We start from the raw sequence: 20,924 nt of genomic DNA on the forward strand, positions 1-20,924 counted from the left end.
GTATGTCAAGAGAAAACCAACCCCGTATCATGGACCAGGCGGGGGAGGTCATGCGGCTGCACCATTATTCGATCCATACGGAAAAAACCTATTGTGATTGATTGCTTTGAATCTGCAATAAAGCAGATGCGAAGGAGATTGCTTCGTCGCTTTCGCTCCTCGCAATGACGGAAAGTGCTGGCGGAGGAGATTGCTTCGTCGCTTCGCTCCTCGCAATGACAAAAAGGGCTGGCGCTCCTTGCAATGACGGGAAGAACTTTATTCCTCGATGAGGAAAGGAAATCCTCTTACTGTTCCTCCGCCTGGGTAAGGCGGCCCATCTTTCTCGACAGCCGGTCGGCCAGGGTGTAGAGGGTGGGCACCACCACCAGGGTGAGGAAGGTGGCCAGCATCAGGCCGAAGATCACCACAATGGCCATGGAGCGCCAGTACTGGGAGGACTCGCTGACCAGGGAGATGGAGAGATCCGTGAAGTTGATAGAGACCCCGGTAACCATGGGCAGCAGCCCCAGGATGGTGGTGACCGCGGTGAGGATGACCGGCCGGAGCCGGGTGGCACCGCCGGCGATCACAGCGTCCCGCAGGGCCATGCCCCCGGCCCGCAGCTTGTTGGTGTAGTCGATCAGCACAATGGCGTTGTTGACCACCACGCCGGCCAGGGAGATGATGCCCACCCCGGTCATGATGATGGAAAAGGGCGCGTTGATCAGGGTCAGCCCCAGAAAGGCGCCGCCCAGGGAGAGCAGCACCGAGGTCATGATAATAAAGGGTTGCATCACCGAGTTGAACAGGGTCACCAGGATCAGAAAAATCAGAAACACGGCAATGACAAAGGCCTTTGACAGAAAGGCGCCCGCCTCGTCCTGCTCTTCGCTTTCACCGGTAAAGGTGATCTGGTATCCCGGGGGCAGGGTAAATTCCGCCAGCAGCTTTTCCGCCTGCATGCGCAGCACGCTGCCCGGCACCTTGGTTTCATCCACGTTGGCCTTGACCGTGATCACCCGTTTGTAGTCGATGCGGGTGATGTCGCCGATGGTGCCGGTGTGGCGGATCTGGGCCAGGGTGGTCAGGGGCACCAGCTCCCCGTTGGGCGCCGGGATCAGCAGTTTCTGCAGCACGTCGGTGGTCCGGCGGTCGGCCTCTGACAGCCGCACGCTGATGTCATAATCTTCACCCGCCTCCCGGTAGGTGGAGACATTGACCCCGTTGTAGGCGGTTTTCAGGGCATAGCCGATGGCGCCGGTGGTAAGGCCGAATTCCGAGGCCTTTTGCCGGTCCACGGTGATCTCAATGGCGGGAATGGAGGCCACATAGTCGTCCCGCACGTCCTGAATGTGGGGAAGCTGGGAAATAACCTCCCCAATCTTCTGGGCCATCTGCCCCAGGAGCTGGTAGTCGGTGCCGGATATTTCAATGTTGATCGGCGCCCCCGTGGGCGGGCCCTGGTCTTCTTCCTTGATGGAAATGCGGGCGCCGGGAATCTCGCGAACGCGTTTCCGGATCTCTTCGATCTCCACAAAGGTGGGGTGTTGCCGCTCCTCCAGGTCTATGAACTGGACCCCCAGGTGGCTGGCGCTGGTCTGGGAAAAGATGCTGGTGCTGGCCTTGAGCGCGCTGGTGGCATACACGTGTTCGATGTTTGAAAGGTCGCTGGGGCCGTTAAACACGCTGCCGGTCCTGGTTTTGTGGGAGGTGGGCTCGTAAGCGGCCTCGTACAGGTCCAGGGGAATATGGTCGTTTGCCTCGGGGTGGTCGGCCGGCACGCCGGACACGGCAATCTCCACCCGGCGCACGATCTTGTCGATATAGTCGATGTCAGCCCCTTCGGGAGGGTCCACATTGACATAAATGCTGTTGGGTTGAATGGACGGAAAGAGTTCCACTGGCCGCTCCACCCCCACCATAATCAGCCACAGCAGAATGCAGAAAACCATCATGGCAAAGGAGCCGAACAGCACCTTGCCGGGGTTCTCCAGCACCTCGTGCATCATCCGGTCATACAGGGTCAGAATGCGGCCCTCGATGGCCACCGGGCGTTCTCCCTCTTTTGCGATCTCTTCGGCGGTTTTTTTCTGCCCGGAAGGCAGGGCGCCGGTCTTCAGCTTCATGAAGTAGGTGGTCAGGGCCGGGTTGATCACCAGGGCCACAAACAGGCTGGAGGAGAGGGTCACCACCAGGGTGATGGGCAGGTATTTCATGAACTCTCCCATGATGCCGGGCCAGAACATCATGGGGAAAAAGGCGGCCACCGTGGTGAGGGTGGAGCCGATGACCGGGTAGGCCACCTCCGATGTGCCGGCTATGGCCGCCTGAAGCCGGGGCACCCCCTGTTCCATGTAGCGGTAGCAGTTTTCCACGATCACGATGGCGTTGTCCACCAGCATGCCCAGGGCCAGGGTCAGGGAAAAAAGCACCACCATGTTCAATGTCACGCCCAGGACATAAAGCACGATAAAGGAGAGCAGCATGGAAAAGGGAATGGCCAGGCCCACCAGCAGGGCGTTTCTCAGCCCCAGGGAAAAGAGCAGCACCCCCACCACCAGCAGCAGGCCGGACAGAATGTTGTTTTCCAGGTCCTTGACCATGCTGTGAATCTCTTCTGCCTGGTCCATGAGCTTGGTCACGGTGATGTTCGAGGGCCACTGGGCGCGGTGCCTGGCGATCACCGCGTCCACGGCCTCGGCGATGATGATGATGTTTTCACCGGCCCGTTTTTTGACCGAAATGTTGACCGCAGTGTGACCGTCCAGCCGGGACCGGCTGGTTTCGTCCTTGAAATCATCCACCACCACGGCCACGTCCTTTAAATAGACGGGCCGGCCCTGATGGCTCGCCACCACCAGGCCGTACACCTCTTCAGGCGTTTCAAACTCTCCGGGCACCCGGATCTGGAACCGGCCGTCGCCCAGGGTCACGGTACCGCCGGTGGTGTTCTGGTTTTCACCGGGCACCACGGTCTGAAAGGCGGTGATGGGAATGTGGTAATAGGCCAGTTTGTCCGGATCCACCTCAATGCGGATCTCCCGCTCTCGCGTGCCGGTGACATCGGCCTCCAGCACGCCGGTGATGCCCTCTATCTCATCTTCCAGGTCGTCGGCGATTTTTTTCAACGTGCGCATGCCGTAAGGACCGGAAAGCGAGTAGATCACGATGGGCATGTCCGAGAAGTTGACCTCGTATACCGCCGGGTCATTCTCCATGTCGGTGGGAAGGTCCGGCATGGCCTCATCCACCTTGTTTTTTACCTTCTGCAGGACATCGTCGATGTCGGTGCCGGGAATAAACTCGATGTCGATGTAGGAGATGCCCTCGGAGCTGACCGACATGACCTGTTTGACGTCATCGAGATTTTTGAGCTTGTTTTCAATGGGAATGGTGATGGAGGTCTCAATGTCCTGGGAAGCCACCCCCCGGTAGGTGGTGGAGACAAACACGTGGGGAATTTCTATGTCCGGCGCGCTTTCCCGGGGCAGGGCCATGTAGCACCAGGTGCCGGTGACAAAAATAATGATCGCCAGCACCATCACGCTGACGCGGTTTTTTATGGCGGTATCGGAAACAATCATTGCATTGCCGCCTCAGGATCGGTAACGGTTCGCGTGACATTGACGGGCTGGCCGTCGGCCACCTGCTTCTGGCCCATCACCACTACCTGCTCGCCGAAGGCAAGGCCGGAGGAGATCTCCACGTTAAATCCCTCCGTGATGCCCAGGGTCACTTCACGGCGGTGGACCATCCCCTCTTTTTCCACCATAACGGTATGAACGGCGTTGGATGTCACCGCGTAAAGGGGTATCACCACTGCGTTTTCAACGGTTTTCTTGACCACGTTCACCCGGGCGAACATGTCCGGCAGAATGCGGGCATCCGGGTTTTTCACCAGGATTTCCAGGTCATAGAGCCGGGCCATGGGGTCGGCGGTTTTGGACAGAAAGTGTTTTTTCCCGGAAAAGGTCTGGCCGCCCAGGGCCGCAATGGTCACGGTAAATTCTTCAAGCCCGCGCACTGACGGCACGTCGGACTCGGGAATGCCCACGGTGACCTTTACCGGGTCGATCTGCAGAATTTCGGCCACTTCCTGGCCGGGGGCCAGCACCTGGCCCTTTTCAATAAACACCCGGTTGATAATGCCGGCAATGGGCGCCCGGATAACACACCGGTCCAGGTCCAGGGCGGCGGTTTCCATGGCGGCCCGGTAGTTCTCCACCGCGGCATTGGCCGCGTCCAGGTCCGACTTGCTGGCCAGCTGTTCCCTGTAAAGCTCGGTCAGGCGCTGCTGCGTGGCAAGGGCCGACTCCAGGGATGCGTTGGCCGCGTCATAGGCGTTCTTATATTTGCGCGAATCAATGACCGCCAGCTTTTCGTTCTTTTTCACCACGGCCCCGTCACGGGCGTTTTTTTCAAGCACCTCGCCCGCCACCTGGGACACCACGTTGAGGTTGACCCAGGCCGACAGGGTGCCGGGCAGGTTGATGCGGTCGGAAATGTCGCGGGGGGCCACCGTGTAAGTCACCACGTTCACTGCGGCCTGGTCCTGCCCCAGTTCGGCCTGGCGCCGGGTATCCACCCCCGCTTTCCGTGCCATGAAAATAACAATCAGCAGAACAATGACCAGCGCGGGCACTCCGTAGCCGAGAATGGCCCGCAGGGTCCGTTTGGCAAGGGGCCTTTTGATCGGCCCTTCTGTGTATGGCGTATTCATGTGTTGTCCAGAACTCCCATGACGGTTTCCAAAAAGACGCCGGTCACCTTTTCCAGGCGCAGGGCGGCAACGGCGCACGCGTATTCGGCGGCGGCCAGCTCCTTGGCCGCCTGGGTATAAAGGGTGTTGGCGTCAATCCTGTCGATGCTGGTGGCCAGGCCGTTGTCAAACTGTTTGGAGACCGCGTTAAAGTTTTCCCGGGCAAAGCGCAGCTTGTCGGCCAGGGCATTGCGCCGTTCCAGTTTTGAAAAGAGTTCGCGCCATGCCTGTTCCACTTCCACCCGAATGTCTTTTTCAAGGGCCTCCCGTCCCAGCCGGGCCTTTTCCAGTTCGGCTTTGGCCGTGCCGGTGTTGGCCTTTCGCAGCCCGCCGTCAAAGATCGGCACGTTGACGGTCACGCTGCCGTAAATGCTCTCATCTTCCGGAGAGAACACCTCCGGGTCGGCCTCGGTGCTGGTGTACCCGCCTTCCAGCGACACCGTGGGCCAGTAGGCGCTTTTTTCCAGCTTTATCTGGGACTGGGCCATCTTTTCCGCCACCCTGCCGGCCTTCAGGTCGGCCCGCTGTTGCAGGGCCTGGTGTTGAAGCTGCTCCAGGCGTTCGGCGGCCAGGGGCGTGATGCCCATGGTGTCGGGGGGAACAAGGGCAAAGTTCCCCTCAAGGCCAACGGCCCGGCCAAGGGACGACTCGGCCAGGAAGCGGGCGTTTCGCGCATCGGTCAGGTCAGCCTGGGCGCTGGAAAGCTCGGCTTCCACCCGGTACACATCGGGCCGGGTCACCACGCCCAGCCGCAGCCGGGCCTCTACCGCGGCCTTGTGCTGTTCCAGCCGATCCATGTTCTCTTCGGCCGCCTTTTCCATCTCGGTGGCCTTGAGCGCGTCGTAATAGGTGGCGGCCACCATCAGAAGGTAGCTCTCCTTTGCCGCGCGCAGCTGGTGCTCCCTGCCTTCGATATTGTCCGCGGCAATGCCGAAGGCCAGCAGCTCCCGGCCGTTCAGGGTAAATGTATAGGTCAGCAGCCCGCCCCAGGTGTTGGACCAGTCGGGCTGAACGGTATTGGTTTCCGTATAGTGCGTGTAGCTGTTAAAGGCCGAGACCTTGGGCACCAGGGCGGAAAAGGCGGCCTTTTTGTAATTTTGCGCAATACCCAGATCGGCCTCGGAAATTTTGATGGCCTCGGCCCGCTCCAGGGCCAGCCGGTAAAGACCGGGCAGGTCGTATGCCGCCGGCGGTGCCTGCATCTCTTCCGCATTGACGCTCATGACCATGCAGGCCATGCAGACAAAGGCGGTTGTAATAAAACGCGTTTTCATAAATTTTGCTCGTGTTCTGCTTTTAAACCACCCGTTCGCTGCGCTCACTCGAGACACGGAGGCACGGAGAATCTTTCTTTTTCAGGAGGTGCCCAAAAAGAAAGAGAATAGCTTTTTTCTCTGTTCCTCTGTGTCTCTGTGGTTCACTATCAGGATCAGTTTTCTGCCAGCATGCCGTTGATCAGCAGCTCCATGTAGGTTCTGGATGTCTTTTCAATTTTAAACTCCGGGTCAAACCAGGCCTGCACCCCCAGGCCGTCCCACGATCCCACAACGGCCGCGGCAATGGCCTTGGAGTTGATGCTTTTTTTGAATACGCCGCCGGCCACGCCTTCCTGAATAATGCCGCCCACGATCCGGCGGAACCTTTCGTAAATATTTTTGAACTCTTTTTCCATCCGGACCCGCATCTCCGGCGAGGCCGATACCGTGGCGGCCCAGAACTCCATGCTCAGGGTGTAAAGGTGCCGGTGCTGCACGATCCATGAGACAATGGCGCTGTTAAGGGCCGTCAGCCGAAGGGCCGCGGTTTTGCCGGCCGCTTTTTCCAGGGCCGCTTCAGCGGTGTCGCCGCTTTCCTGGACCACATACTGAAACACCGCGAAAAACAGGTCGTCTTTGCTCTTAAAATATTCATACACCGTGCCCTTGCCGATGCCCGCGGCCACGGCCACCTCGGCCACCAGGGTCTTGTTGTACCCCTTTTCGGCAAACACCTCGGCCGCCGCCTGGACAATCAGCTTTTTTCGCTCTTTTCGACTGGGGCGTTTCGTCATTTAATGCCTGTTCTTAAGTTGACAGTGTGCCGCCTGCGCGGGACACAAAAAAAGCAAACTTCCGACCGACCGGCCGGTCAGTTTCTGTACTATACAGACGGAAAGCCGATGTGTCAAAAACTTTTTGCTATTTAGTGTCCATCCACAGATATAACTACTTGTAAAGAATAAAAAAAGCGCATTTTGTACTGGTATTTTTTGTCTTGCTGTAGTATATAAAAGTTATCCAAGCTTTCAATATAACTACAGAAAACAAAAAGGAGCCCAATACAAAATGCGCAAAAAATGGCAAAAACAAATGACCTTCATGCCTCAAGAAATTGATCATCCGCAAGCCAGAGAACTCGAAGCCATCAGTCAGTTGCTTGACAGCAAATCTACCATTTACGAAATCGTCTTGCAAGACCTTCCCAGTCAAGCGACATCCGGCTCGCCAGGTGGCGCCCAGGGCATGACTGCCGAGCAGGTGATACGAGCCGCCATTGTAAAGGTCCTGTTCGGCTTTACATACGAAGAACTGGCCTTTCATTTGGTCGATTCCATGAGCATCCGGCGCTTCTGTCGAATCGGCATTACCGACGAAGGGTTTAAAAAATCCACGCTTCATAAAAACATCAAAGCCCTGTCCGCCGAGACCTGGCAGTTGATCAACAAGGAGGTGCTGGCGCATGCCGAAGAAGCCGGGATTGAAAAAGGCCGTCAGGTGCGTATTGATTGCACGGTTGTTGAAAGCAATATCCATAAGCCGAGTGATTCTGTCCTTCTGTGGGACGCCGTCCGGGCTATTACCCGGTTATTGGAACGCGCCCAACAAGAGACCGGGAAGCAAAGGCTTTTGTTCCATGACCACCGGCGGATCGCAAAAAAACGAATGCTGGCGATTCAATACACCCGTGACGCAAAAGCCCGAAAGCCCCTTTACAAAGACCTTGTCAAAAAAACCCGCCAGTGCGTCTCCTATGCCAGGTCAGCCGTAAAAGCGCTGGAGCAATCCGTGGCCCATCCTTCCAGAACGGCATTGGCCATTGAACTGCAGAGCTTTGTGCGCCTGACCGATCAGGTGATCCGTCAGACCGAGCTGCGCGTCTTCCAGGACCAGCAGGTTCCGTCGTCAGAAAAAATCGTCTCTTTGTTTGAACCGCATACGGACATCATTGTCAAAGACCGCCGGGACACCTATTACGGACATAAAGTCTGTCTGACCGGCGGCAAATCAAATCTGATCCTTGATTGCCTTATTGTTGAAGGCAACCCGGCCGATACCACACTGACAGAGACCATGCTGGATCGCCAGCATCAGATTTATAATCGTTACCCGCTGAAAGCCGCCCTTGATGGCGGATTTGCCTCCAAAGACAACCTGGCCAAAGCCAAAGAGAAAAAGATCAAAGACGTATGCTTTGCCAAAAAACGCGGGTTGTCTGAATTGGATATGTGTCGCAGCCATTATGTTTATAAACAGTTACGCCGCTTCCGTGCGGGCATCGAGGCCGGGATATCCTGGCTCAAACGGACCTTCGGCTTCAACCGCTGCATGTGGAAAGGCCTGCCGTCCTTTAAAAGCTATGTCTGGGCAACGATCGTGTCGGCAAATTTGCTGACCGTTGCCAGAAAACAACTGGCATAACCGGACCCCGACATAACGATTTTGATAAGTCATGGGGATAGCTGTTCCCCAAAACTGATATTTTGTGGTATTTTGTTTGCTCAATAATTTTTTATCCCCAAAAAATAAGGGGTGATAAAATTTTGCTCATAAATGTGCCAGATTAAAGACCCAAAATCGACAATTTATGGATGGACACTATTTAGGGAATTCCGGGGACACCAATTCCGGAAACACCGTACTGAATTATTTTGTACTTCGAGTAGAGGAGAATTACTCCACTCCCACAGCAGTTAAATAGTTTCCATCCATAAATGGCCTTTTCCCGCAAGCTCTGCGTCAAACTGCGGGCTTCCTTGTGCGGCGTACAACAGTACACCTTCAGTCAGCCCCAGCCCTTGTCTTTCGTTATTGCCGGGAGCAACCTGTCTGCCACGGCGACGGCGGACCTGGCTTATCCATACGAGGCATGGATGAATGGGATTGTTTCGCGGCCGCGCCTTGCATCGGCAGCCAAATCAATTTGTGAAATATCCGGGTTAAGTGAATAATGATTGAGCTCCAGACATGCTCTATGGTATTGTTTTTGTAAATGTATAGGATTTATTGCGGCAGGATTACAGTAACCGGAGGATAATAGAAAGAACAGAGTTAGAGGGTGTTTTGGCACAGAAAAAGCTCACCACCATGCTGTCCATCCTTTCGGACCGTTTTATTGAGAAGCAGATACCCTTTTGTCTTATCGGTGCCTTTGCATTAGGGTTTTACGGCTTATCGCGCCATACCGTTGATATAGATTTCATGGTCGATGCAAATTACGGGGACCCTGCGTTGGAAATATTGACAGGGTCGGGGTATACCTGTTTTCAGAAAACTGAATTGTTTGCTCAGTTTGATTCCGAGTACGATGTTTTCGGGAAAGTTGATATGATGTTTGCAAGTACTGATGCCGGCAGGGAAATGATACGTCGCAGTGTCCTGCTTGATGCTGAACTGATCGGCAGAGTGCCGGTGGTGCAGCCGACGGATTATATCATTTTAAAACTGCTGGCCATTGCAAACGATAAGGAACGGTTGCCCAAAGACGAATTTGATATTTCAGAGTTCTTTAAAGGATACAGAACGTTTGGAATCTCGGAGAAATTTGAAAAGATTGACGCAAAGCGCATATACCGTTTTGCCGAAAAGTTCGGGCAGACCGGCCTGATTCAAAAATATATGGCGACGGAAAAATAACATGGCCACGACATCCAAATCCACCACGACCGGTTGTGCCTCGGCGGCAAAGGACAGAATAAGGATTTACAACATCATTGACCGCTCCTGCGAACTGGCCGCTCAAAAAGGCCCGCATCCGCTTGATCCCGATTGTCAGTGCCTTGCCTGTATGACAAAAAGAAAAAAAATGCTTTACCCGGTTTGCAAAGACTGGAAGTTCTCGCTGTAAGGCCGTATCGCGGGCTTGGCCGGCAGGGGGTTCTCGGGTGGGGCCCTCCCGGAAACGGCATCGGTCAGACTTTTGATACGAATTTCCGGGTCGTCATCTTTTTATTTGTGGTGGGCAAAAAAAAGGAGGGCCTGTAAGAGCCCTCCTTTTTTTATATGGTATCGGGTTTGAATTATTTCAGCATGGCCGTTATGGCGTTATGAATCCATGCCGCCGCGCGGCTGAAGATGCTGTCATGGGAACCACCGGCTGTGTCGATGAAACAATCGCGCAGTCCATCCAGGTCCGTGTCGGGACGCCTTACCCCTGGGACAACCGGGGCATCGTCATCGTCATCGTCGGCTACCGGCGGCTGGATTATCTGGCTTTCAAAGAAGAGGAACCGGCCGTAGTATTCTCCCATGAACACGTCCAGATCCCCGTCACCGTCGATGTCCACAAAGGCCGGGCTCAGCATGTAAAAATCTTCCTGCTGCTCGGCCAGGCCGGGGAAGGCGTCGGAATCCACCGACGGGGTAAAGGCAGGCTCAGTGGGGGTTCCGGTGTTTTCGTAAAGCCGCAGGTGGCCGTAATCGCCGTCTTCCCATTCTTCTCCCACAATGGCGTCCATGTCGCCATCGCCGTCCACATCCACAAAAGCCAGGCTGTAGACATTGGAGTAATCACCAAGGTCCGGAACCAGGGGGCTGTTCGTCTGGGTAAACTGAATTGCCGTGTCCGTGCTGGTGTTTTCAAAAAAGTCGATTCTGCCCGTATTGTATTCGTCGTCGTAGCCGGCCAGAAAGGCGTCCATGTCGCCGTCACCGTCAATGTCCACGAACTTGATGGCAGAGTTCTTGGTGCTGCTGACAAACCAGAGAGGGTTCTCGATATCCCCGGTCACCTCGGGCAGGCCGGTATTTCTGACCACCGTCCTGTATTCAAAAACCGGGTCCGTGGCAGTGCCGACATTCTGGTAAAAGTCGATTCTGTTCTGCTCTTCACCGCCCACGAACAGGTCCATGTCGCCATCTTCGTCAATGTCCACAAAGTCGGCAAAATCGTAGATGTGGCCATCCAGTTCTACGCTGTCAAGCGGGCTTTCTTCGCCGAAACGTTCCACAAAGAGCGGGGCCGTTGCTGAACCTGTGTTTTCAAAAAAGTTCAGTCGATAGCGGCTGTCGCCGCCATCGGGCATGGGATCCCTTTCATCGAACCGGTACTCGCCGCCGGAGACCATGTCCATGTCGCCGTCACCGTCGATGTCCACAAACACGGGCCGGCTGAAACGGCCGATATCAAACCCGGCAAAGGGGCTGTCGTCGTCCTCATAAAATCTTTCAAAATAGGGCGCAGAGTTGGTGCCCGTGTTTTCAAAAAAGGTCAGGTCTCCCTCGTCGTCCCCCACAATGGCGTCCAGGTCCCCGTCTCCGTCAAGATCGGCAAACGTGGGGGCCGGCATGGAATCGACATCGGCATAGGCAAAGGGGTTATCAGACTCATATCTATCATACTCTATAAAAACAGGGTCTATACCAACAGGGGCCTCGGCGAGGGCAGGTACCGCTTCTTCGCCGGAAACGTTCTCAAGCAGGGTGATGCCCGTCAGATAACCGTCACCGGCAAACAGGTCCAGGTCTCCGTCACCGTCGATGTCGGCAAAGGCTGTTGGTGTGCTGTACTTGTTTCCATTCCAGTACTCCCCTACCATAAGATCATAGAACGGGTTATCCGGATTTTCAGGCGGATAATAGTTGAACGACGGGGCTGTGGGCGTGCCCACGTTTTCAAAGTAGTGAAGGCTGCCATATCCATATCCATAGCCGGCCCCGTAGTACCCCTGACCTTGGCCACCCACCACCACATCCATGTCGCCGTCGCCGTCGATGTCCGCGAAAGCCGGAGTGGGAAGGTAATCCATGGCATAACCATCAAAAGGGTTGTCCGTTGAATTGGTGGTTGGGGTGAAGACGGGATTGGTGGCGTCGCCGGTGTTGATAAAATAGGAAAGAAAGCCGGAACCTGTGGCCTCTGGATATCCATATCCATACCCATATCCTTCTCCACCCACCAGGGCGTCCAGGTCACCGTCGTCGTCCAGGTCGACAAAGGTGGGAGCGCTGTATTCGGCGATGTCAAGGCCGTAAAAAGGATTGGCTGTTCCCGTGCGCTTGGTGAATTCAGGGGTGGACGCGTCGCCGGTATTTTCAAAATAGACGATATAGCCGTTGTCGTTCATCCAGGAGTAGGTGGCTCCGATAAAAATATCCAGGTCCCCGTCACCGTCGATGTCCACACAGGCCGGTCTGGCCCATTGATAATCCCCAAGGCCGATGGGGGCCTTCAATGGGTTTTCCGGCCCGAATTTCTGGACAAAGGGAGAGTCCGCACCAAAGGCCAGATGGGCCGGAGAGGCGGCAAAAACCAGACCGGCCACGGATGCCGCGGCAGCGGTTTTTGTCAGGGAGAAGAACGGCCCGGCACTCCGGCTGGTTCCTTCACTAAATGGCTTTTGTGGTGTGGTCTGTTTCATTGGGTTCTCCTGATGCAAGAAAATGGTTGATGGTAAGAAGATGTAATTTAATTGTTTATGGAAAAAGGCCAGTTGAGACTCATTTTATAATCGGGAACACACTGAGAAGTCAAGCGATATTTATGCGCGGGGGGTGCCGGTGCCGTGCGCTGGCGGGGGCATGACACCGGTCGGTCGGGGATGGATGTGGCAGGAAGTGACGATCAAGAGCAAGAGTAAGAGCAAGATTAAGATTTATAGTGTGTTGCGGGTATGATTCGGTATCCGGCCGCTATCAGAGAGATTCCGCGTAGAGTTCGATCACGTGGCGCACGGGAATGTCGGCCTGGCTGGCGTCGGCCAGAAGGCCGGCAAGCTGGATCATGCAGGCCGGGCAGGTGGTGGCCACCACCCGGCAGCCGGTGTTCAGCATGTTCTGTTTTTTTGATTCCCCGATTTTTTTGGACATGTCGTAGTGGGTGATACCGAATCCCCCGCCCATGCCGCAGCAGGCGTCGGGCGCGGCCATTTCGGTCAGCCGGAAGCCCGGGCCGGCTTCAATCAGCAGGCGCGGCTCCCTGAAGACACCCAGTGATTTTTTCAGATGGCAGGGGTCGTGGTAGGCCACGGGAACGGAATCGGCGCTGGTTTTACCGGCAGGCGGGGCAATCAGGGGGGCGATCACCTGGGTGATGTCTTTTGTCCTGTCCGCGATTTTTTCCGCCAGATCGGCCTGGGCGCTGTTTTTTTCCGCCATCATGGGCCACACTTTTTTGATGGTAAAGGCGCAGGTGGCGCAGGCCGTGACCAGCAGGTCAAACTCCATTTTTCCTATCTGTTTCATATTCTGTGCCATCAGCCGGAAGAAGGCGTTGTCGTCTCCGGAGGACAGGGCCGGAATGCCGCAGCAGGCCTCATTTTCCATCAGTACCGGCGCAAAGCCGTGGTGGCGCAGGGCCTTGATCGCGGCGGCAGCCACCTGGGGGTAAACCTTGTCGATCAGGCAGCCGGTAAAAAACAGCACCCGTTTGCCCGGTGTCGCCTCTGCAGCGCCTTTTTCCTGCTGTACCCATTCCCGGCGAAAAGAGGCCGGCGCAAGGGGCGGCACATGACGGTCGGATAAAAAGGGAGACATGACAAACCGTGGAGAGCGGGTATCAAGATCGGCATCACTTTTTTTGAAAAACAGGGGCTGGGCCATGGTCCCCATTCGGGCCAGGGCGTCAAAGAGCCAGGGCCGGGCCAGCACCTGTCTGAAGAAAAATTTTTTTGCCGGAGAAAGCCCCTGGTATCCGGCCATCAGGGATCGGGCTGAAAGAAAAATCTGAAGAGTGTCCACCCGGTTGGGGCATACGGACTTGCACGCCCCGCACAGCAGGCAGTTGTCCAGACGCTTTAAAACCGTGTCGGCGTTGGTCACCACCTCGCTCATCACGCCCTTGAGCAGGGCGATCTTGCCTCGGGCAATGTCTTTTTCCATGCCGGTATGGGGAAAGAGCGGGCAGGCCGCCTGGCAGGTGCCGCAGTTTTTGCATACGGCGGTCAGGGTTTCAAGCTGTTTTGCCAGTTGGGCCAGGTCGGTGATTTTTTTCATAAGATTAATGGAGTCGTAACAAGTCCAGAATCCAGACGGCTTTGCAAAAAGTTCAAGTTCAAGGCGCGCAAGTCTCGAGGAATGAGGCGTACTGCGTGTACGCCGCAGTGACGAGGGACGCAGCGCAACACAGAAATTGGGCTTTTTGCGAAGCCGTCAAGGTTCGTAGGCGCAGAGGGGCTCCTCCTCCAGATAATCGCCGGTGGCCTCAAAGGCCCGGGCACGGCACCCGCCGCAGACCCGTTTAAACTCGCAGCGGCCGCACTTGCCTTTCAGCTTGCCAAAGTCCCGCAGGTCGTTAAAGATCGCCGAGTTTTTCCAGATATGGGGAAAGGTCTCTTTTGTCACGTCGCCGCAGTTTAACTCCAGAAAGCCGCAGGGTTGTACCACGCCCACATGGGAGATAAAGCAGAAGGAGATCCCGCCCAGGCATCCCCGGGTCACCGCGTCCAGGCCATGGGTCTGAAAGGAGATGGAGATATTGTCCTTTTTTGCCCGCTGGCGCAGCACCCGGTAGTACTGGGGCGCGCAGGTGGCCTTGAGTTGCAGGGACGTGACCTTCTGGCGGTCGTAAAACCAGTTGAGGGTGGTTTCGTAATCGTCCGCGGAAATGGCCTGGTCTGCCATGTCTTTGCCCCGGCCGGTGGGCACCAGCAAAAAGATATGGTGGGCCACGGCCCCGATGGACTCGGCCAGTTCAAGAATCTGCGGCACCTGGTCCATGTTGACCTGCGTCACGGTGGTGTTGATCTGAAAATCAATGCCCGCTTTTTTGGCCAGCCGGGCACCGCGCAGGGCACCTTCAAAGGCCCCTTCCACGCCCCGGAAGGCGTCGTGGCTCTGTTTGTCGGCCCCGTCAATGCTGATGCTGATACGCTGGATGCCGGATTCGGCCATGCGCCGGGCCGTCTCTTCGGTGATCAGGGTGCCGTTGGGCGCCATGACCATTCTCAGCCCCAGCTTTGTGCCGTGGGTTGCGATTTCAAAAATATCGGGCCGCAGCAGGGGCTCGCCGCCGGTGAGGATAATAATGGGTTTTCCCACCTGGGCGATCTGGTCGAGCAGTTGCAGGGAGTGCTCGGTGTCCAGCTCCCCGGCATAGGGGCCGCAGGTGGCCGATGCCCGGCAGTGACGGCAGGAGAGGTTGCAGTTGCGGGTGGTTTCCCAGGCTACCAGGCGCAGTTGTGCGCCTTTGTCCTGGCCGGTATGGGCGGGGTGTGAAGGATGGGACATGATGATTGGAATCCTTTACCCGAATATTTCAAATATCGGCGTTTATGAGATCAGGCGGGCCGCGTCCATGGCAAAGTAGGTCAGGATCATATCGGCCCCGGCCCGCTTGATGGAGAGCAGGGTTTCCATCATCACTTTTTCGCCGTCCACCCATCCCATCTGGGCCCCGGCCTTGATCATGGCGTATTCGCCGCTGACGTTGTAGGCGGCGATGGGCAGGTCGATCTCATCGCGCAGGCTGCGAATAATGTCCAGGTAGGGCAGGGCCGGCTTGACCATGATGATGTCCGCGCCCTCCTCGATGTCCATGCTGGCTTCCCGAATGGCTTCAATGGCGTTGGCCGGGTCCATCTGGTAGGTTTTCCGGTCCCCGGCCTTGGGGGCCGAGTTCGCGGCCTGGCGGAAGGGGCCGTAGTAGGCCGAGCAGTACTTGACCGCGTAAGACATGATGGGCACATGGGCAAGGTCGTTTTCGTCCAGGGCCTCCCGGATCTCCGCCACCCGGCCGTCCATCATGTCCGACGGGGCCACCATGTCGGCCCCGGCCTTGGCATGGGAGACGGCGGTACGGGCCAGCAGGTCCAGGGTGCCGTCGTTGTCCACCACGCCGTTTTCCAGAACGCCGCAGTGGCCGTGGTCTGTGTACTGGCACAGGCAGACATCGGTGATCACCACCAGGCCGGGCACCGCGTTTTTCACCGCTTTGACCGCCTGCTGAACAATACCGTCCTTTGCGTAGGCCCCGGTGCCCAGGGGGTCTTTTTTGCCGGGCACGCCAAAGAGCATGATGGCGGGAATGCCCAGGCCGGCGGCCTCTTTTGCCACGGCCACCAGGTTGTCCGTGGAAAGCCGGTACTGACCGGGCATGGCGTCAATGGGCTCCCTGACCCCCTTGCCGGGTACGGCAAACAGGGGAAGGATCAGGTTGTCGGTGGAAAGCCGGGTCTCCCGGATCATGCGCCGGAGATTTTCATTCTGCCGCATCCGCCGGGGGCGGTAGTCGGGAAAAAGCATGCTGGCTCCTTAGGGTGTAATGCCGATTTCTTCGTCAGTGAGATAGCAGGCCGGGTCCGGGGCCCAGAGGTCGTCGGTGGTCGCTTCGGCCCGCACCCGGAAGTTGCCGCCGCAGATGTCGAGCCATTTGCAGGCCGCGCACCGGCCGGTGACGTGTTTTTTCTTTTCTTTAAGTCTGGCCATAAGGGGTTCGGAAGTGTCGGTCCAGATTTCAGAAAAAGGCCGCTTGCGCACGTTGCCGAAGCTGTGGTGGCGCCAGAACTGGTCGGCATGGACCTCGCCGTCCCAGCTCACGCAGCCGATGCCCCGGCCCGAGTTGTTGCCATCGTTCATCTGGAGCAGTTCCAGCACCTGGGCGGCCCGGTCCGGGTCCTCCTTGAGCAGGCGCAGGTAGAGGTAGGGGCCGTCGGCGTGGTTGTCCACGGTGAGGACCTCCTTGGGCAGGTTGCGGTCGTGAAGGTCTTTGGTCCGGTCAATGATCAGGTCCACCACCTTGCGGGTCTCGGCATGGGAAAGGTCATCCTTTACCAGCAACGACCCCCGGCCCGCGTAAACCAGGTGGTAGAAACAGATGCGGGGAATACTGCGCTCTTCAAGAATGTCAAACAGCAGCGGCACTTCGCCCACGTTGAACTTGTTGATGGTAAAGCGCAGGCCCACCTTGATGCCCGCCTTCTGGCAGTTGTCGATGCCCTTTAAGGCCGCGTCATAGGCGCCGTGCACGCCGCGAAACCGGTCGTTGATGGCCCGGCCCCCGTCCAGGCTGATGCCCACGTAGGAGAGGCCGATGTCCTTGAGTTCCCTGGCGGTGTCTTCATGAATCAGGGTGCCGTTGGTGGAGATCACGGCCCGCATGCCCTTTTTCACGGCATATCCGGCCAGTTCGGGCAGGTCCTTTCGCATCAGGGGCTCGCCGCCGGAAAAAAGCAGCACCGGGGCCTTGAAATCGGCCAGGTCGTCGATCAGGGCCTTGCCCTCGTCTGTTGAAAGCTCGTTGTCCTGGGCCTGGGGCGTGGCATGGGCGTAACAGTGAACACACTTGAGGTTGCACCGCTTGGTGATGTTCCAGACCACCACCGGCCGCTTGTCAATGGAGAACTGAAGCAGGTGGGAGGGCAGGTCTTCCGACCGCCGGCCGTACCGGAGGGCGTCAGACGGTTCGGTGGTGCCGCAGTAAAGCTTTGATATACCAATCATTCTGTGTCGGTTCCAATTCGGCTGTCTATTGCCGGCACATCCGACTTCCCGGAAAAGGCCTTTTTGATCAGGCTGTCAAGCCACGACTCGGGAAACATCAGCGCCTGTTGTGTAATGTGAAAACGGTTCATACCCGCCTTCTCGGAAAGCAGCCGGAAACCGTCCACAAAGTTGCTGGTCAGCTCTTCGCATATTTTTTCAAAATTTGCAAACTCATCTGTAACATACTGCATCACGATATAGCAAACCGCGTCCGGCGCAAGCTCCACGTGCAGGTGGTATTTGCCGGCAAAATAGCGCTCGATGTTCTTGACCTCTTCGTAGTAGGCGGTCACTGTTTCAAAGGCGCTGTCAACGTCGGCGATGCGGGTGGCGCAGAACCGGGTCAGAATGTCGACGTGCTCTTCGGTTAGTGGAAAGTCATGTTTTTCCGCCAGCTTTTTGCAGTTTTCGGCAATGTGGGAACGGATCGACGCGGCTTCGCTTCTGCTTACTTTTTCAAAGTTCCGGTCGATTTTCTCCAGGCCCTCGGCGGTAAGAAAATCGGCCAGCCCGGCTTCCGGTCCGGCAAGGGTTTCATCGGTGACCGGGAAAACGGTGGCGGATGTTGACGGCAGCCGGCTTTCAAAGGCCAGCAGGGCCCGTTCCACCGCGTTGACCAGGCCCCGGGCCCCGGTTTTTTCCTGAAAGGCGTTTTTCGCCAGCCCGGCCAGGGCCGCGTCGGCAAACTTGACGTCAATGTCGTAGGCGGCAAAGTCCATCTTCTTGCTCAGCACGATGGGGTTGCTGGGGTTTTTCAGAATGGCAAACAGGTCGGCCTCGGTCAGGGACTCGAACACGGCCCGCACCGGGAGACGGCCCACGAACTCGGCCTCAAAACCGAACTCTGTCAGGTCTTCGGAACGCACGTGCTGCATGATTTCCCACGGATCGTCGGAAGGGTCCTGAATTTTCGCGCCAAAACCGATGGCCTGGCGGGAAAGCCGCTTGCCGATGATCTCCTGCAGACCGTTAAAGGCGCCGCTCATGATAAACAGGATGTTGCGGGTGTTGACGGTGCGCTTTTCCCGCTTGCCGGTTTTGCGGAACTGCTCCACCTCCTGCATCACGGAGACCGGGTCGTGGGGCACCTTCATCTCCACCTCGGTCTCTTCCATCAGGGTGAGCAGGGCCCGCTGAACGCCGGACCGGGAGACATCCGGCCCCATCAGCCCCCGGCTGGAGGCGATTTTGTCGATCTCATCAATATATATGATGCCGAACTGGGCCCGCTCGATGTCGTTGTCCGCCTCGCGGACCAGGTCCCGCACCAGGTCCTCCACGTCGCCACCCACATAGCCGGTTTCGCTGAACTTGGTGGCGTCTCCCTTGACAAAGGGCACCCCCAGCTTCTTTGCGATCAGCCGGATCATGTAGGTTTTGCCCACGCCGGTGGGGCCGATCATCAGCACGTTGTTCTTGATGCCGCCCACCATGTTCCGGGTCCGGTTCCACAGGGCCTGGTGTCGCACCCGGTTGAAATGGGTGCAGATCTTGGTGGCCAGCACCTTTTTGGCCTGGTCCTGCCGAATGATGTACTGATCCAGGTAAGCGATCATCTCCTCGGGTTTGAGGTCGAAATGGAAGGCCGCTTTTTTGACCGGGCCGTCATCATCATCGATGGCGTCGGTGTCCGGCGTGATAATCGGCGTCACAAGCTTGATGGTGTTTCCGTACTTTTCGTGCAGAAACTCGCTGATCTCTTTTTCGATCTTCTTGGGATCGGGCAGTTGTTCGTTTTGTGTTTTCATGGTCCAAAATATAATCACGCACCTTTGAAAATCAAGCCAAATGGTGTATAGGCCTGAAAATAATAAAAAAATTAAAAAGGTTGACAATAGCCGGGAGATTTAATATTTCAACCTTTTACGTTTGATGGCTTCGTAAAAAGCCCAATATCTGCGTTGCGCTGCACCCCTCGTCACTGCGGCGTACGACAAGTACGCCTCACTCCTCGGGATTTGCGACGCCTTGATCTTGAACTTTTTACTTTGCCATCCCAAACAGACTGTTTACAAGAACATTCCGTTTTTAAGGGGTCAACGGAAAAACCGCAGAACCACTTCAGAAAAGCGTTACGCAGCGGAGGGGTCCATGCCTGAAACCATCGCCCTGGGGATTGAGAGACGACGTTTTCCCCGTCTTCGGGTAAGAGACGGTGCGGTCAGCTTTCTTGAGGGTGAAAATATGCGCACCGGCCGGCTTCTGGACATCGGCCTGGGCGGCGTGGGATTCAAGTATGCCGGCACCAACAACGGCACTTCTACCGGCCGGACCGGAGAGACCCATGTGTTTGTTAACTCAGACCTGTTTCTGCTGACCCAGGTGGCCGGGCAGGTGGTGTCGGATCATGCCATCGGGGCCAGGGCCTTTATGGCCTCCCGTGCCATGGGCCGCTGCGGTATCTGTTTTCAGGCGTTGCCCCACAGCAAAACCGAATACCTGGATCAGTACCTGGGTATGCAGAGCCGGCAGCGGCGCACTGCCAACATGTTGGAAAAAGAGCTGGACATTCGGGAGGAACGGTACCGCTCCATTGTGGAGGGCATCGGCGAGGGCTACGTGGAGACCGACACCCTGGGCCACATGGTTTTTTTTAACCGGGCCATGACCGTTCTGACCGGTTTTTCCCGGCAGGAGCTGACCGGCCGCAATATCCGGCGGCTGATGACCCGGGAGACCCGAAGCCGGGTGTTTCAGCTCTATAGAAAAGCTGAACAGCGAAGCACCCCGATTCCCATGGTGGACTGGGAAATCATCGGCAAGGATGGCGAAACCAGAACGGTTGAGGCCGCCACTACATTTATACGGGCCGCTGACAAGAAAATTACCGGCTTTCGCGTGGTGCTGCGCGACATCGGGGCTCGGCGGGAAAAAGAAAAGGTCCTGCTTTACCAGGCCTCCCATGATTCGCTGACCGGCCTTTACAACCGGGACGCCTTTGGGGTGTGCCTGGCCGACATGATCGGCCGGTCCCGGCGGACGGGTCACCGGATGGGCCTTCTTTTTCTGGATCTCGACCGTTTCAAGGAGGCCAATGACCGGTTCGGCCACGATACCGGCGATGACCTGATCAGGGAGGTTGCCCGACGGCTCACCGGCTCTTTGCGCGAGACCGATGTGGTGAGCCGTTACGGTGGCGACGAGTTTGTCGTGATCCTCAACGGGGGGGAGTATCTTGACCCTGAAACCGTGGCGGAAAAGCTTTTGGACCGAATCTCCGCACCCTATCACATCAACGGCCATACCATTGATTTTCTGTCGGCCAGCATCGGCATCAGCCTTTTCCCGGAAGACGGCACCGACCCCGACACGCTTGTCCGCCAGGCCGACCAGGCCATGTACCGCGCCAAACTGATCCGCAACCATTATGCCCGGTGCGAAGCACTGGTGGTGTAACCCGGCCTCTTACCCTTACTCGTGCTCTTGACCCTACTCGTGATCCCCTGCCGTTTTATCGGTATCGAAATCGGTATCGCTATCGGTATCGAGCGTTAAGTCCGGTTTTGATT

13 protein-coding genes are annotated in these 20,924 nt (G+C 56.8%); 3 read left to right on the forward strand and 10 right to left on the reverse strand.

Going from position 1 to position 20,924, the window contains the following annotated elements; all coding sequences use genetic code 11:
• Positions 1–287: 287 nt before the first annotated feature.
• The 4 genes from DOLE_RS17140 to DOLE_RS17145 all read right to left on the reverse strand — a co-directional run bounded on the left by DOLE_RS17140 (position 288) and on the right by DOLE_RS17145 (position 6,791).
• The gene (locus DOLE_RS17140; protein ID WP_012174639.1) at positions 288–3,566 is read right to left on the reverse strand and encodes an efflux RND transporter permease subunit; all 3,279 of its coding nucleotides are present in this window, start codon (positions 3,564–3,566) and stop codon (positions 288–290) included.
• The gene (locus tag DOLE_RS06230; protein ID WP_012174640.1) at positions 3,563–4,702 is read right to left on the reverse strand and encodes an efflux RND transporter periplasmic adaptor subunit; all 1,140 of its coding nucleotides are present in this window, start codon (positions 4,700–4,702) and stop codon (positions 3,563–3,565) included. The genes DOLE_RS17140 and DOLE_RS06230 overlap by 4 nt, the downstream gene beginning before the upstream one ends.
• Positions 4,699–6,015, reverse strand: a complete 1,317-nt coding sequence (locus DOLE_RS06235) for a TolC family protein (protein WP_012174641.1) — start codon at positions 6,013–6,015, stop codon at positions 4,699–4,701. The genes DOLE_RS06230 and DOLE_RS06235 overlap by 4 nt, the downstream gene beginning before the upstream one ends.
• A 155-nt stretch (positions 6,016–6,170) precedes the next feature.
• The gene (locus tag DOLE_RS17145) at positions 6,171–6,791 is read right to left on the reverse strand and encodes a TetR/AcrR family transcriptional regulator (RefSeq protein ID WP_012174642.1); all 621 of its coding nucleotides are present in this window, start codon (positions 6,789–6,791) and stop codon (positions 6,171–6,173) included.
• Between the two features lie 274 nt (positions 6,792–7,065).
• Between DOLE_RS17145 and DOLE_RS06245 the strand changes: the two genes are divergently transcribed.
• Positions 7,066–8,418, forward strand: coding sequence for an ISNCY-like element ISDol1 family transposase (locus DOLE_RS06245; RefSeq protein WP_012174089.1), 1,353 nt, complete (start codon positions 7,066–7,068; stop codon positions 8,416–8,418).
• A 642-nt stretch (positions 8,419–9,060) separates the two neighbouring features.
• Positions 9,061–9,633, forward strand: coding sequence for a nucleotidyl transferase AbiEii/AbiGii toxin family protein (locus DOLE_RS06250; RefSeq protein WP_012174643.1), 573 nt, complete (start codon positions 9,061–9,063; stop codon positions 9,631–9,633).
• Positions 9,634–10,016: 383 nt separating this feature from the next.
• Here DOLE_RS06250 and DOLE_RS06260 read toward each other — a convergent pair whose 3' ends face one another.
• The 6 genes from DOLE_RS06260 to DOLE_RS06285 all read right to left on the reverse strand — a co-directional run bounded on the left by DOLE_RS06260 (position 10,017) and on the right by DOLE_RS06285 (position 19,163).
• Positions 10,017–12,356 (reverse strand): FG-GAP repeat domain-containing protein, encoded by a 2,340-nt coding sequence (locus tag DOLE_RS06260; protein WP_012174644.1) that lies wholly within the window; start codon positions 12,354–12,356, stop codon positions 10,017–10,019.
• Positions 12,357–12,630: 274 nt separating this feature from the next.
• Positions 12,631–13,929, reverse strand: coding sequence for a (Fe-S)-binding protein (locus tag DOLE_RS06265; RefSeq protein WP_012174645.1), 1,299 nt, complete (start codon positions 13,927–13,929; stop codon positions 12,631–12,633).
• Between the two features lie 156 nt (positions 13,930–14,085).
• Positions 14,086–15,162: a heme b synthase gene (ahbD, locus tag DOLE_RS06270; RefSeq protein ID WP_012174646.1), complete on the reverse strand. Its 1,077-nt coding sequence runs from the start codon at positions 15,160–15,162 to the stop codon at positions 14,086–14,088.
• A gap of 42 nt (positions 15,163–15,204) precedes the next feature.
• Positions 15,205–16,176, reverse strand: coding sequence for a porphobilinogen synthase (hemB, locus tag DOLE_RS06275; RefSeq protein WP_012174647.1), 972 nt, complete (start codon positions 16,174–16,176; stop codon positions 15,205–15,207).
• Positions 16,177–16,185: 9 nt separating this feature from the next.
• Positions 16,186–17,373, reverse strand: a complete 1,188-nt coding sequence (ahbC, locus tag DOLE_RS06280; protein WP_012174648.1) for a 12,18-didecarboxysiroheme deacetylase — start codon at positions 17,371–17,373, stop codon at positions 16,186–16,188.
• Positions 17,370–19,163 (reverse strand): AAA family ATPase, encoded by a 1,794-nt coding sequence (locus DOLE_RS06285; protein ID WP_012174649.1) that lies wholly within the window; start codon positions 19,161–19,163, stop codon positions 17,370–17,372. The genes ahbC and DOLE_RS06285 overlap by 4 nt, the downstream gene beginning before the upstream one ends.
• Positions 19,164–19,506: 343 nt before the next feature.
• Here DOLE_RS06285 and DOLE_RS06290 point away from each other — a divergent pair, with 343 nt between their 5' ends.
• A complete protein-coding gene (locus DOLE_RS06290; RefSeq protein WP_012174650.1) occupies positions 19,507–20,811 on the forward strand; it encodes a sensor domain-containing diguanylate cyclase in 1,305 nt (434 codons plus the stop codon).
• Positions 20,812–20,924: the final 113 nt, after the last annotated feature.

It is taken from the genome of Desulfosudis oleivorans Hxd3, assembly GCF_000018405.1.
Classification (GTDB): domain Bacteria; phylum Desulfobacterota; class Desulfobacteria; order Desulfobacterales; family Desulfosudaceae; genus Desulfosudis; species Desulfosudis oleivorans.

Bases quoted from the DNA above. Each gene is read 5' to 3' on its own strand.
- DOLE_RS17140 (WP_012174639.1), bottom strand. From the start codon at position 3,566: ATGATTGTTTCCGATACCGCCATAAAAAACCGCGTCAGCGTGATGGTG.
- DOLE_RS06230 (WP_012174640.1), bottom strand. From the start codon at position 4,702: ATGAATACGCCATACACAGAAGGGCCGATCAAAAGGCCCCTTGCCAAA.
- DOLE_RS06235 (WP_012174641.1), bottom strand. From the start codon at position 6,015: ATGAAAACGCGTTTTATTACAACCGCCTTTGTCTGCATGGCCTGCATG.
- DOLE_RS17145 (WP_012174642.1), bottom strand. From the start codon at position 6,791: ATGACGAAACGCCCCAGTCGAAAAGAGCGAAAAAAGCTGATTGTCCAG.
- DOLE_RS06245 (WP_012174089.1), top strand. From the start codon at position 7,066: ATGCGCAAAAAATGGCAAAAACAAATGACCTTCATGCCTCAAGAAATT.
- DOLE_RS06260 (WP_012174644.1), bottom strand. From the start codon at position 12,356: ATGAAACAGACCACACCACAAAAGCCATTTAGTGAAGGAACCAGCCGG.
- DOLE_RS06265 (WP_012174645.1), bottom strand. From the start codon at position 13,929: ATGAAAAAAATCACCGACCTGGCCCAACTGGCAAAACAGCTTGAAACC.
- ahbD (WP_012174646.1), bottom strand. From the start codon at position 15,162: ATGTCCCATCCTTCACACCCCGCCCATACCGGCCAGGACAAAGGCGCA.
- hemB (WP_012174647.1), bottom strand. From the start codon at position 16,176: ATGCTTTTTCCCGACTACCGCCCCCGGCGGATGCGGCAGAATGAAAAT.
- ahbC (WP_012174648.1), bottom strand. From the start codon at position 17,373: ATGATTGGTATATCAAAGCTTTACTGCGGCACCACCGAACCGTCTGAC.
- DOLE_RS06285 (WP_012174649.1), bottom strand. From the start codon at position 19,163: ATGAAAACACAAAACGAACAACTGCCCGATCCCAAGAAGATCGAAAAA.
- DOLE_RS06290 (WP_012174650.1), top strand. From the start codon at position 19,507: ATGCCTGAAACCATCGCCCTGGGGATTGAGAGACGACGTTTTCCCCGT.